General features: G+C 71.2%; 9 protein-coding genes. 5 read left to right on the top strand and 4 right to left on the bottom strand.

Annotated features, from left to right (window positions below):
- Positions 1–66: 66 nt before the first annotated feature.
- The 4 genes from HUT19_RS03650 to HUT19_RS03635 all read right to left on the bottom strand — a co-directional run bounded on the left by HUT19_RS03650 (position 67) and on the right by HUT19_RS03635 (position 4,810).
- Positions 67–930 carry a xanthine dehydrogenase family protein subunit M gene (locus HUT19_RS03650; RefSeq protein ID WP_176179036.1) on the bottom strand — a complete coding sequence of 288 codons (864 nt, stop codon included), beginning with the start codon at positions 928–930 and terminating at the stop codon, positions 67–69.
- Positions 931–963: 33 nt separating this feature from the next.
- Positions 964–2,364, bottom strand: a complete 1,401-nt coding sequence (locus HUT19_RS03645; RefSeq protein ID WP_176179035.1) for an MFS transporter — start codon at positions 2,362–2,364, stop codon at positions 964–966.
- An 82-nt stretch (positions 2,365–2,446) separates the two neighbouring features.
- Positions 2,447–3,718: an FAD-dependent monooxygenase gene (locus tag HUT19_RS03640; protein ID WP_176179034.1), complete on the bottom strand. Its 1,272-nt coding sequence runs from the start codon at positions 3,716–3,718 to the stop codon at positions 2,447–2,449.
- Positions 3,719–3,778: 60 nt separating this feature from the next.
- Positions 3,779–4,810 carry a hypothetical protein gene (locus HUT19_RS03635; RefSeq protein WP_176179033.1) on the bottom strand — a complete coding sequence of 344 codons (1,032 nt, stop codon included), beginning with the start codon at positions 4,808–4,810 and terminating at the stop codon, positions 3,779–3,781.
- 476 nt (positions 4,811–5,286) lie between these two features.
- Between HUT19_RS03635 and HUT19_RS03630 the strand changes: the two genes are divergently transcribed.
- The 5 genes from HUT19_RS03630 to HUT19_RS03610 all read left to right on the top strand — a co-directional run bounded on the left by HUT19_RS03630 (position 5,287) and on the right by HUT19_RS03610 (position 12,350).
- Positions 5,287–6,027, top strand: coding sequence for a YoaK family protein (locus tag HUT19_RS03630; protein ID WP_176179032.1), 741 nt, complete (start codon positions 5,287–5,289; stop codon positions 6,025–6,027).
- A 103-nt stretch (positions 6,028–6,130) separates the two neighbouring features.
- The gene (sthA, locus tag HUT19_RS03625; protein WP_176179031.1) at positions 6,131–7,534 is read left to right on the top strand and encodes a Si-specific NAD(P)(+) transhydrogenase; all 1,404 of its coding nucleotides are present in this window, start codon (positions 6,131–6,133) and stop codon (positions 7,532–7,534) included.
- 123 nt (positions 7,535–7,657) lie between these two features.
- The gene (gene dnaK / locus HUT19_RS03620; protein ID WP_176179030.1) at positions 7,658–9,544 is read left to right on the top strand and encodes a molecular chaperone DnaK; all 1,887 of its coding nucleotides are present in this window, start codon (positions 7,658–7,660) and stop codon (positions 9,542–9,544) included.
- Positions 9,545–9,660: 116 nt separating this feature from the next.
- Positions 9,661–10,341 (top strand): class I SAM-dependent methyltransferase, encoded by a 681-nt coding sequence (locus HUT19_RS03615; protein ID WP_254885419.1) that lies wholly within the window; start codon positions 9,661–9,663, stop codon positions 10,339–10,341.
- A gap of 50 nt (positions 10,342–10,391) precedes the next feature.
- Positions 10,392–12,350, top strand: coding sequence for an ATP-binding SpoIIE family protein phosphatase (locus HUT19_RS03610; RefSeq protein WP_176179028.1), 1,959 nt, complete (start codon positions 10,392–10,394; stop codon positions 12,348–12,350).
- The last annotated feature ends 6 nt before the right edge of the window (positions 12,351–12,356 follow it).

Raw genomic sequence — 12,356 nt, 5'->3', positions numbered from 1 at the left:
ACGCCCCGCCGGGGGCGGGCGGATGGCCGTGTGCGGTGGCCCGCCGGTGTGCGTCGGAGGTGTCGTTCACCGGGAAACCGCCTCCTCGCAGGCGCGCCGGACCAGTTCGCGGATGAGGGCCGTGCGGTAGGCGGCGTCCCCGTTGCCGTCGCCGGGTGGATCGGCCGCCGCGGCGGCGGCCTCGGCACACGCGGTGAACAGCTCGGGACCGGCCGGGCCGCCACCGGCCAGTACCGCTTCCGCCGCCGGGGACCGCACCGGCAGCGGTGCGACACCGCCCAGCGCCACCCGGCCGCCGTGCACCGCGCCGTCCCGCAGATCCAGTGCCACCACGGTGGACACGATCGCGAAGTCCCCGCGGCGTTCGGCGAATTCGGTGAGCGCCGCGTACCGCTCCGGATGTGGGAAGACCACCTCGACCAGCAGTTCATCGGGGTCGAGCGCGGTGGTGTAGTAACCCTGGAAGAAGTCGGCGGCCGGGATCCGGCGCTCACCGCGCGGCCCCAGGGCCACCACCTGGGCGTCCAGCGCCACCGCGAGCAGAGCCCACTCGGCGGTGGCGTCGGCGTGCGCCAGGCTGCCGCCGACGGTGCCACGGGTGCGGATCGGCAGATGGCCGACCCACTCCATCGCCGTGCGCAGCACCGCGAAACCCGTACCCAGCCGCTCGTCGGACGCGGTCTCCACCGTGTGATGGGTGGTGAGCGCTCCGATGTGCAGTGCCCCGTCGGGGCCGGTGCGCAGATAGTCGAGCTCCTTCAGGCCGGCGATGTCGACCAGGTGCCGGGGCCGGGCGAGCCGGAAGCTCATCATCGCGACCAGGCTCTGGCCGCCCGCGATGACCTTCGACTCATCACCGAGCTCGCTCAGCAACCGGGTGGCGCCGACGGCGTCACGGGCCCGGTGGTAGACGAACGGGGCGGGCTTCATCTCTCTCCTGTCGCGTCGTCGGTCCGCCGCCGGTCAGGCGCGGACCGCCTCCTCAGGGGTGGGTCGGGCCGGGGCGGCGGGTGCCGCGCCGGTCTCGTCCAGCGCCCGGCCCCGGGTCTCCGGGGCGGCCACGGCCATCCACACCATCGAGGCCAGGACGGCCACGCCCAGCACCGCGAAGGTCATGGGCAGTCCGAGCACGGGCCACATCAGCGAGCCGAACAGCAGCGGCGCGAATCCGGTGAGCACCCGGCTGACCGAGGAGGCCCAGCCGAAGCCACTGGCCCGCAGCGGTGTCGGATACATCTCGGACACGTACGCGTACATGGCCGGGATGGTCAGCTGCATCAGGAAGCCGAACACCGCGATGGCGACCAGGGGTGCCGTCGGCAGCTTCATCACCGTCGCGAAGACCACCAGCGCGAGGGTGGCCAGCGGCGCGGTGACACCGATGAGCCACTTGCGGCCGACGACATCCACCAGGACGGTCGAGACCAGCACGCCCACGATGCCGACCCCGCTCATCAGCGTGGTGCCGAAGAAGGCGGCGGTGTCGCCCTGGCCCTCCTCCTTGAGGATGGACGGCATCCAGCTCAGCGCCGCGTAGTAGACGAGCATCACGGTGGCGAAGACGAGCCAGGCGGCCGAGGTGATCCGCGGGCTGAACCGCCAGATGCCCCGCAGCTGTTCGACGGCGGCGGCCGGTCCCCGGACCCGGTCGTGGCGCTCGGCGGGGGCCGGAATCGTATACGGCTCCACGGGTGCGCCGGTCCGGGCCACCAGGTCGTCGATGACCTCCCGGGCCTCCGCCTCCCGCCCCTTCTCGGCGAGGTAGACGGGTGACTCGGGGATACCGCGCCGTACCCAGAACAGCAGCAGGGCGGGCAGTGTCATGGTGGTCAGCATCCAGCGCCAGTTGCCCTCCAGCGGAAGCATCGCGGTGGAGACCAGCCCGCACAGCGTCACCCCGACCGGCCACCACACATCGAGCGCGGTGAGCACCCGCCCCCGGTACTTCGTCGGCGAGAACTCGCCCACCAGCGCGTAGTCCACCGGGATACAGCCGCCCAGGCCGACCCCCGCGAGGAAGCGGAGCGCCAGGAAGAGCGGGTAGTTCGGGGAGAAGGCGGCCAGCACCGAGAACACCGCGAAGATGAGCAGGGTGACGCTGAACGCCCGCTTGCGCCCGATCCGGTCCGCGATCCCGCCCCAGACGATGGCGCCCACGGCCATGCCGATGAGATTGGCGGTGGCCACCAGCCCGCGCCCGGAGAGCGAGAGGCCGAACTCCTTGCCCAGCAGCGGCATCAGAAAGCCGTTGAGGGCGATGTCATAGGCGTCGAACAGATAGCCGAGGCCACCGATGATGAATATCCTGCCCTGGACTCCCCATCTCCACGGGAGTTCCTGGACGATCTGACTACCCGTCTTCACGTGTGCTCCATGGTGTTGTTCGTGTTGAACACGTGCCGCACCAGGGCGGACGTGATCCGGACGCGGGCCGCGGTGGGCAGGGTCAGCGGGCGAACTGGTAGGAGAAGGCCCCCAGATCGGGATCGTTGAGCGGGGTGCCGCCCCACAGCCAGTCGTAGGAGAGATCGGACTCCCCGTCGAAGCGGTGGCGCAGCTTGGTGTCCCGGGCCCGCTGTTCCGGCCCGTCGGGGAGGTGGTAGAGGGTCTTGTTGCGCAGCGAAGCCTCCTGGACCATGCCGGCGTGCTTGGCGCGCCGGTCGGCGTAGCGGCGCAGTGCCGCGGTGGCGCCGTCGGCGGTGACCGCGCCCAGTTCCTCGGCCAGGACCGCGGCGTCCTCCATGGCCTGCGAGGCGCCCTGGGCCTGGTAGGGGAGCATGGCGTGGCAGGCGTCGCCGAGCAGGGCCACCCGGCCGTCGGTCCACACCGGGTCCCGGCGGCGGTAGTACAGGGCGAAGCAGGTGACGTCGTCCTTGGCCTTGGACAGCATCGCCGGGACCCGGTCGTCCCAGCCGGGGAAGGCGTCCACCAGGTCCCTGGTGGAGGAGACCGCGGTCCAGCGGTCGGCCACCTCCTCGGTGCACGGCACACACGCGACGACGTTGAGGTATTCGCCACCGCGGATCATGTAGTGCACCAGATGCCGGTCCGGCCCGTACCAGATGGTGCTCTGGAAACGGTCCACCAGCCAGCGGGTCGCCGGATCGGCGGCGATCAGCTCACCCGGGATCAGCGTGCGGAAGGCCATCTCGCCGGAGAACACCAGGGTGTCCGGCGCGCCCATCAGATCGCGCACCCGGGACCGCACCCCGTCGGCGCCGATCGTGACGTCCGAGGGGAACCGCCGTCCGTCCTCGGTGACGGCCACCGGCCGCCGCGGATCGGTGGTGTCGAGTCCGGAGACCTTGCTGTCCGTGTGCAGCGCCACCGCCGGGCCGGGGCCCGCGGGGTCCACACAGGCGTCCATGATGACCCGGTGCAGATCGGCCCGGTGGTAGTGCCAGTACGGGGCGTTGAACGCGCTGACGCAGCGCTCGCCCAGCGGGGTCAGCCCGATGACACTGCCGTCCTTCCACCGCCGCCGCACCTGGTCCAGGGGTTCGGTGTGAATGGCCTCCAGGTGGCGCCGCAGCCCCAGACCGAGCAGCACCCGGCTGGCGTTGGGCGCGGTCTGGATACCCGCGCCGACCTCGCCGAGCTCCGGCGCCTGCTCCAGTACGGTGACCCGCAGCCCGCGGTGGCGCAGCGCGAGCGCCGCGGTCAGCCCGCCGAGCCCGCCGCCCACGATGGTGACTTCGTACGACTGAGTGGACGCCACTTCTCCTCCAGCTTCCGAGTGCGGTCCGTGCGGCCACGGCCGCGGTGCGAGGGGTGCGGATCAGCGGTCCTGGAGGACGCCGTCCACCACGACGCCGGTGCCGTCGACCGAGACCGTGCAGCCGCGCATGGCGATGTCCAGGTGGGCGTAGGATTCGCGGCCCAGAACCGGATGCGGACCGGTGGACCACAGGAAGTTGCCCGCGAACGCCCGGGCGTCCATGCCCATCAGATCGCCCTTGCCGTACATGGCGGTGGCGAACCAGTCGGCGGTGCGCATCAGGCCCCAGCCCATGTGCGACAGGCTGCGCGCCCACCGGTCCTGGGCGTCGTCGAAGAAGGTGGCGAGCAGATCGGCCTCGGCGCCGCCGGACACCTTCTCGATGTGCCCGCCCTCGACCTGGAGGGTGACCGGGTCCCGGACGTACTCCTTGAACGGCAGCAGGATGTCGCCGGGGGCCAGCACGATCTGTCCGTCGGAGATCTCCGGCCAGCAGAGCACCATGGTGCTGGGCCAGTGGTCCCAGCGGCCGGGGTCATCGGCGAAACCGCATTGGAACTCGGGCTTGGCGCCGCTGAGCCGGACGGTCAGATCGGTGCCCGCGGCGGAGGTGACCCGCATGACCTCCGAACGCTTCAGCAGTCCGACCCCTTCGAGGACCTCATCCTTGTCCTCGGGGCGGGGCAGATTGCGGATGAGCACGTCGGGGGCGTCGCAGACGAAGATGATGCGGGTTCCGGCCCGGAGGATCTCCTGCTGGACGGGGGCGTGGATGAAGCCCTCCTGGGTGAGGTCGACCACCAGATCGGCCGACTTCAGCAGGTCCTGCGCGGTGGTGTCGGTGAGCACCGAGGTCAGCCCGGGCCCGGCGCCGGTGTGGGTGCTGGGCATGGGGGCGGGGCTGCCGCCGGGCACCGTGGCGGCGATGACATGGGCACCGCACGCCTTCGCGGCGCCGAAGGCGGCCGCGACGTAGTCGCCGCGGCTGGCGGGCTCCGCGAGGACGACCACATGTTCACCTTCGTGGAGCTTGCACAGCTCCAGCTCACGGGTGAAGGCGTCGAGGAGGTCGACGGAGGAAAGATCGAACACGGGGTCCCTCCAAGGACTGACGGGTGGTACCGGACGGCGCCCGGGGCGGCTGTCCCGGGCGGTGCGGGAGACGTGGACCGCGGGGCGCGAGGGGAGGATTCCGGGGAACGACGACGGATCGACAGAAGTGGTGAGTCGATATATCGGCACGCTGACATATCGACCGGACAGACCGATCTCGACCCGTGGCACCGGGTCTGAGCAGCGGTTTCACAGAGGCCGTAGGGGCCCGATGGGGATAATCCGAACACGTACTATCTCGGTTTGGCAAGGGGGCGTACCCGGACTCGGCGGCGCTATTTCCTGAGGGACTGTCAGCTCCAGGGGGTTTTCCGAGGTCGTCCCGGGGGTCTGCGGAAGCGGATCTTCCGCTGTTTCCCGGCCGTGTTTCCCGGCCGCGAGCCCCCTTCGCGTTTCCCCTCCGCTGTTTCCGGTCCGGCGGCGGGGGCACCCGCGGGGCGGCCGGAGGAGTGCCGATGGCAGATGTGACCGAGGGGGCACCCGCACCGGGCGGACGGCCGGGCGGACGGCGCCGGGGCCGCGCCCACCGGGTGGGCGGACTGACCGCCGCCGTGGCGCTGACGGTGGCCACCGGAGCGATGGACGCGATCAGCTTTCTGGCGCTGGGTGGCGTCTTCACCAGCGTCATGACCGCCAATCTCTCCCTGCTCGGCCTGTCGACCGGCGCCCATGACCCCCATCTCGCCCGGGACGCGGCGGTGGCGCTGTGCGGCTATGTCACCGGCGCCCTGATGAGCGGCCGGATCGTCCGGGGCCGCCGGACGGCCCGGCGGGCCCGCTGGGCGCTCGCGGTGGAGCTGCTGGCCCTCGGTGTGCTCTGGGTGGTGTGGGACACCGCCGGGGGCCACCCCGCGGGCGGCCGTCAGCTGGGGCTGCTCGCGGTGGCCGCGCTGGCCATGGGCGGCCAGAGCGGGCTGGTGCGCGCGGTCTGTCCGCCCGGCTTCTCCACCACGTATCTCACCGGCGTCCTGACCGGAGTGCTGGTCGAGGCGGCCCGCGGCCGCCGGGTGCGCTGGGCGGACCTGTCGCTGCTGGCCGCCCTGGTCGCGGGCGCGGCCTGCGGGGGACTGCTGATCGCCCATGCGGCGCGGGCCGCACCCGCCCTGCCGACCGGCCTGGTCGCCCTGGTCCTGCTGGCCTCCCTCACCCCGCTGGCCAGGGACCGCACCGGCAGGCTCTGGCCGCCTCCGCCGTGACCCCTTCGAGTCCTTCGCGGCCCCGCCATGTCCGGTGCGCCCGCCAGAGGTTGGGCGGGGACCGCTCTTCCGGGTCGGTCCTCCCGGTGCCAGACTCCTTCCCGTGACCGACTTTGACATGCTTGTGATCGGGTCCGGCCCCGGCGGCCAGAAGGCTGCCATCGCAGCAGCCAAACTCGGTCGGCGGGTGGCCGTCGTCGACCGTCCGGAGATGGTCGGCGGAGTCTCCCTGCACACCGGGACCGTGCCGTCCAAGACCCTGCGTGAGGCGGTGCTCTATCTCACCGGTCTGACCCAGCGAGATCTGTACGGCCAGAGCTACCGGCTCAAGGAAGAGATCACCGTCGCCGATCTGACGGCCCGTACCCGCCATGTGGTGGGCCGTGAGGTGGAGGTCGTCCGCAGCCAGCTCACCCGCAACCGCGTGGCGATGTTCTCCGGCACCGGGCGGTTCATGGACGACCACACCGTGGCCGTGACCGACCCCGAGGGCCGGGAACAGCTGCTGACCGGGCGTCATATCGTCATCGCCACCGGTACCCGCCCGGCCCGTCCGTCGAGTGTGGAGTTCGACGAGCGGACCATCATGGACTCGGACAGCGTCCTCAACATGGAGCGGGTGCCGCGCTCGATGGTGATCGTGGGGGCAGGGGTGATCGGCGTCGAGTACGCCTCGATGTTCGCCGCCCTCGGCAGCAAGGTCACCGTGGTCGAGCAGCGCGAGGGGATGCTGGACTTCTGCGACGTCGAAGTGGTCGAGGCCCTCAAGTACCGGCTGCGCGACCTCGCCGTCACCTTCCGCTTCAAAGAGACGGTGGCCGCGGTCGAGCGGCATCCGCGCGGCGCGCTGACCGTGCTGGAGAGCGGGAAGAAGATCCCCACCGAGGCGGTGATGTACTCCGCGGGCCGCCAGGGCCTCACTGACGGGCTCGAGCTGGAGCGGGCCGGTCTGACGGCCGACCGGCGGGGCCGGATCACGGTGGACGAGCACTACCGCACGGCCGTCCCGCACATCTACGCCGTCGGCGATGTCATCGGCTTCCCGGCCCTCGCCGCCACCTCCATGGAGCAGGGCAGGAGCGCGGCGTACCACGCGTGCGACGAGCCGGTGAACCCGATCCACGACCTCCAGCCCATCGGGATCTACACCATCCCGGAGATCAGCTTCATCGGACGGACCGAGGACCAGCTGACGGAGGCGCGAGTGCCGTTCGAGGCCGGGGTGTCCCGCTACCGCGAGCTGGCCCGGGGCCAGATCCTCGGCGACTCCAGCGGCATGCTGAAGCTGCTGGTCTCTCCGGAGGACCGGCGGCTGCTCGGAGTGCACTGCTTCGGCACCGGGGCCACCGAGCTGATCCACATCGGCCAGGCCGTGATGGGGTGCGGCGGAACCGTCGACTATCTGGTGGACGCGGTGTTCAACTACCCGACGTTCGCCGAGTCCTACAAGGTCGCGGCCCTGGACGCGACCAACCGGATGCGCGAGATCGACCACCTGCGGGAGTGATCGCGCGGCGTGCCGGGGCGAGCGCGGATGGCCCGACCTCGCGGGTCGATCCTCGTCAAGCCCGAGCCAAGCCTGAAAATTCCCTTTTGGGATACTTGAAGGCAGATCGGGAGGAGGGCTGTGATGACCCGCGCAGTCGGTATCGACCTGGGAACCACGAACTCGGTGGTGTCCGTCCTGGAGGGCGGTGAGCCGACCGTCATCACCAACACCGAGGGTGCCCGGACCACCCCCTCGGTGGTGGCGTTCGCCAAGAACGGCGAGGTGCTGGTGGGCGAGGTCGCCAAACGTCAGGCAGTGACCAACGTGGAGCGCACCGCGCGCTCGGTCAAGCGCCACATGGAGGACGCGGGGTGGCGGTTCCCGGCCACCGGTGACGTCGACGGCAAGCGCTACACCGCCCAGGAGATCTCCGCCCGGGTGCTCCAGAAGCTCAAGCGCGACGCGGAGGCATACCTCGGTGACGACGTCACGGACGCCGTCATCACCGTCCCGGCGTACTTCAACGACACCCAGCGCACCGCCACCAAGGAGGCGGGCGAGATCGCCGGGCTGAAGGTGCTGCGGATCATCAACGAGCCCACGGCCGCGGCCCTGGCGTACGGGCTGGACAAGGAGCACGACCAGACCATCCTGGTCTTCGACCTCGGCGGCGGCACCTTCGACGTCTCCCTGCTGGAGATCGGCGACGGAGTGGTCGAGGTCAAGGCCACCAACGGCGACACCCACCTCGGTGGTGACGACTGGGACCAGCGGATCGTCGACCATCTGATCAAGCAGTTCAAGAACGGGTACGGGGTGGACCTGGCCAAGGACAAGATGGCGGTCCAGCGGCTCCGCGAGGCAGCCGAGAAGGCGAAGATCGAGCTGTCCGCGGCCAGTGAGACCGCCATCAACCTGCCCTACATCACCGCCTCGGACGAGGGCCCGCTGCATCTGGACGAGAAGCTCACCCGCTCGCAGTTCCAGCGGCTCACCGAGGACCTCCTGGAGCGCTGCAAGGCTCCCTTCCACCAGGCGATCCAGGACGCAGGGGCCAAGACCTCCGACATCGACCATGTGATCCTGGTCGGCGGCTCGACCCGGATGCCCGCCGTGACCGGCCTGGTCAAGGAGCTGACCGGCAAGGAGCCGCACAAGGGTGTGAACCCGGACGAGGTCGTGGCCATCGGCGCGTCCCTCCAGGCCGGTGTGCTCAAGGGTGAGGTCAAGGACGTCCTGCTGCTGGACGTCACCCCGCTGTCCCTCGGTATCGAGACCAAGGGCGGCATCATGACCAAGCTGATCGAGCGCAACACCACGATCCCGACCAAGCGCTCCGAGGTGTTCACCACGGCCGAGGACAACCAGCCGTCGGTGCAGATCCAGGTCTTCCAGGGGGAGCGGGAGATCGCGGCGTACAACAAGAAGCTGGGCATGTTCGAGCTGACCGGTCTGCCGCCGGCCCCGCGCGGGGTCCCGCAGATCGAGGTGGCCTTCGACATCGACGCCAACGGCATCATGCATGTCTCCGCCAAGGACCTGGGCACCGGCAAGGAACAGCGGATGACCGTCACCGGTGGCTCCGCGCTGCCGAAGGACGACATCGACCGCATGATGCGCGAGGCCGAGCAGTACGCGGAGGAGGACCACCGGCGCCGCGAGGCCGCCGAGACCCGCAACCAGGCCGAGCAGCTCGTCTACCAGACCGAGAAGCTGCTCCGCGACCAGGCGGACAAGGTGCCGGGGGATGTCCGGGAAGAGGCGGAGACGGCCGTCGCGGACCTCAAGGAGAAGCTGAAGGGCGAGGACACGACCGCGATCCGGGAGGCCACCGAGCGCACCGCGGCGGTCGGGCAGAAGATCGGCTCCGCGATCTACGCCCAGGCGCGGCCGCCGTCCGACGGCGGGGGAGGGGCGTCCGGGACGGGCGGCTCCGGCGACGGCGAGGGCCGGGCCGGTGCGGGCGACGAGGAGGTCGTCGACGCCGAGATCGTCGACGAGGAGAAGCCGAAGGGCGGTGATGGCTGACCCGCGCACGCCCGGGAACACACGGTCCGGCCCGCGGTCCCGCCCGCGATCCGGTCATAGCGCAAACCGGGAGCATTATGAAAATATTGGGTACCGAGTACCTCAAGGATGTATGCGTGAGCAACGGGACCAGCGATACCGGCTACGAGGACATACGACTCGACCGCACCGGTCAGGCCGAGGCATTCGATGCCATAGGCGCCCGCTACGACGAGGCGTTCCCGCACAAGGACGGCCAGCTCGCCGCCGGGGAGTGGCTGATCGGCGCGCTTCCGGCCGGATCCCGGGTGCTGGATCTGGGCTGCGGCACCGGGCTGCCGACCGCACGCCAGCTCACCGACGCGGGGCTGCGCGTCGTCGGCGTCGATCTGTCGGCCGGGATGGTGCGGCTGGCCAGGGCCTATGTCCCCGGCGCGGTCTTCCACCGGCTGGACCTCGCCGATCTGCGCCCCGGCGGCCTCCATGACCTCGGCCGCTTCGAGGCGGTCGCCGCCTTCTTCTCCCTGCTGATGCTGCCGCGGGCCGAGATCCCCTACGCCCTCGGCACCATCCGCCGCCTGCTGGTCCCCGGCGGGCTGTTCGCCCTGTCGATGGTGGAGGCCGACGTGGACGACTACGCGATCCCGTTCCTGCACCACACCATTCGTGTCTCCGGCTATCTGCGGGAGGACCTGCGCCGGGTCATCGAGACGGCCGGTTTCGAGATTCTGGACGAGACCTCCCACTGCTACGCCCCGGCGACCTCGGACGTGCCGCCGGAGGAACAGATCTTCCTCCACTGCAGACGAGGCGACTGAGGCCGCGCGGCCGCCCGCCGCGGCCCCCACCGGACGGAACGACTCGTGTGATGGCTCACCCACCTCCCCCCGAAGGCCCGGACCACCCCACCGGCCGGACCCAGGGGCGGGCCGCGCTCCGCGGCCACGGTGAGCAGCCCCCGGCCGCCGGACCGGGCGGCCCGCAGCCCCCGCAGCCACCACCTCAGCGCGCCCACGCCGGCAGTGATCCGCCACCCGACGTCACCGCGGAGGAGGGCCGGGGGGAGCCGCCGTACGGGCCGGAGACGCAGACCGACCGGCTGCGCTACCTCGACACCGCGACCCGGCAGATCGCCCGCGGTATGGACCTCGACGAGACCCTGCGGGAGCTGTGCCGGGCCGCCGTCCCCGCCTTCGCCGACGCCGCCGTCGTCCATCTGCGCGATCCGCTGCCCGCCGGGGACGAGGAGTCACCCGGCCCCCTCGTCCTGCGCCCGCACACCACCGGCCCGGTCGGCGCCTGGGACCCGAATGACCCCGCGCCCTGCGGCACCCCCGGGGTGATCACGGCCGCCACCGGGCTGCCCCCCACCGGGCCGACGCCGCGCGACTCCACCCTGCGGACGATCAGTGGTGGTCTCGCCGATCTGCTGAACAGCGGACGGCCCGCCTTCTGCGACAACCCCGGTGTGGCCGCCGCTGCGGCCGAACTGCTGGGCGCGGACGTGGGCGGCCCCGGCTCCGTACCGCCCGGCCGTCGGCTGATCATCGCTCCGCTGCGCGGCCGCCGCCATGTGCTGGGCGCCGCCGTCCTGGTGCGCCACGACGACCGCCCGGCCTTCACCGGGGACGATCTGCTCGTCGCCTCCCAGCTCGCCACCCACACCGCGCTGGGCATGAACAAGGCGGTGCTCTACGGACGCGAGGCGTCCGTCGCCGACGCGCTCCAGCGCACCATGCTCCCGTCCTCCCTGCCCGAGCCCATGGGCGTACGGCTGGCCAGCCGGTATCTGCCCTCATCGAAAACGGCACGGATCGGCGGCGACTGGTATGACGCGATTCCGCTCCCCGGGAACCGCGTCGCTCTCGTGATCGGCGATGTGATGGGCCACTCCATGACCTCGGCCGCGATCATGGGCCAGCTGCGCACCACCGTGCAGACGCTGGCCGGTCTCGATCTGACCCCCGACGAGGTCCTGCACCACCTCGACGAGCAGGCCCAGCGCCTGGGCAGCCAGCACATGGCGACCTGTCTCTACGCCATCTACGACCCCATCGCACACCGGCTCCAGGTGGCCAACGCGGGCCATCCGCCGCCGGTGCTGCTGCACCCCGAGGGCCGCGGGGAAGTGCTGAGAGTGCCGCCCGGCGCGCCGATCGGCGTGGGCGGTGTCGGCTTCGAGACCGTGGAGATGTACGCGCCCACCGGCGCCACCCTGCTGCTCTACACCGACGGGCTGGTGGAGTCCCGTGACACCGATGTGTGGACCGGGGTGGAGCTGCTGCGCGACCGGCTGCACGCCACCGCGCATGTGCTCACCCCGCCACCGCTGGAGCTGCTGTGCGACGCGGTGGTCGGCGGTGTCGGACCCAGCGAACGGGACGACGACATCGCCCTGCTCGCCGCCCGCTTCCACGGCATCCCCTCGTACAACGTGGCGTACTGGTTCCTGGAGCCGGAGGCGCAGACCCCCGGCCGGGCCCGGCGGCTGACCCGCAGAACACTCCAGCGCTGGCGGCTGGAATCCCTGCTGGAACCCACCGAGCTGATGGTCAGCGAGGTGGTGACCAACGCCGTGCGCTACGCCAGCCGCCCGGTGTCGCTGCGGTTGCTGCGCACCGATGTGCTGCGCTGCGAGGTGGGCGACGACTCGCCCTTCGTGCCCCGGATGCTGCACGCCCGGCCCGGCGACGAGGGCGGCCGCGGGCTGTTCCTGGTCAACCAGATCGCCCAGCGCTGGGGCGCCACCCGGCTGAGCACCGGCAAGGTGGTCTGGTTCGAGCAGCAACTGCCCAAGGGCCGCCGGATGGAGATCCCGGACGACTGAGGGGCC

Origin of the sequence: Streptomyces sp. NA02950, assembly GCF_013364155.1 — a bacterium.
Classification (GTDB): Bacteria; Actinomycetota; Actinomycetes; order Streptomycetales; family Streptomycetaceae; genus Streptomyces.
The sequence above is the reverse complement of the archived record's forward strand: the minus strand, read 5'-3'. Positions and strand labels throughout refer to the sequence as shown.

Coding starts and splice junctions, on each gene's coding strand:
- HUT19_RS03630 (WP_176179032.1), top strand. CDS start 5,287: ATGGCAGATGTGACCGAGGGGGCACCCGCACCGGGCGGACGGCCGGGC.
- HUT19_RS03610 (WP_176179028.1), top strand. CDS start 10,392: ATGGCTCACCCACCTCCCCCCGAAGGCCCGGACCACCCCACCGGCCGG.
- dnaK (WP_176179030.1), top strand. CDS start 7,658: ATGACCCGCGCAGTCGGTATCGACCTGGGAACCACGAACTCGGTGGTG.
- HUT19_RS03650 (WP_176179036.1), bottom strand. CDS start 930: ATGAAGCCCGCCCCGTTCGTCTACCACCGGGCCCGTGACGCCGTCGGC.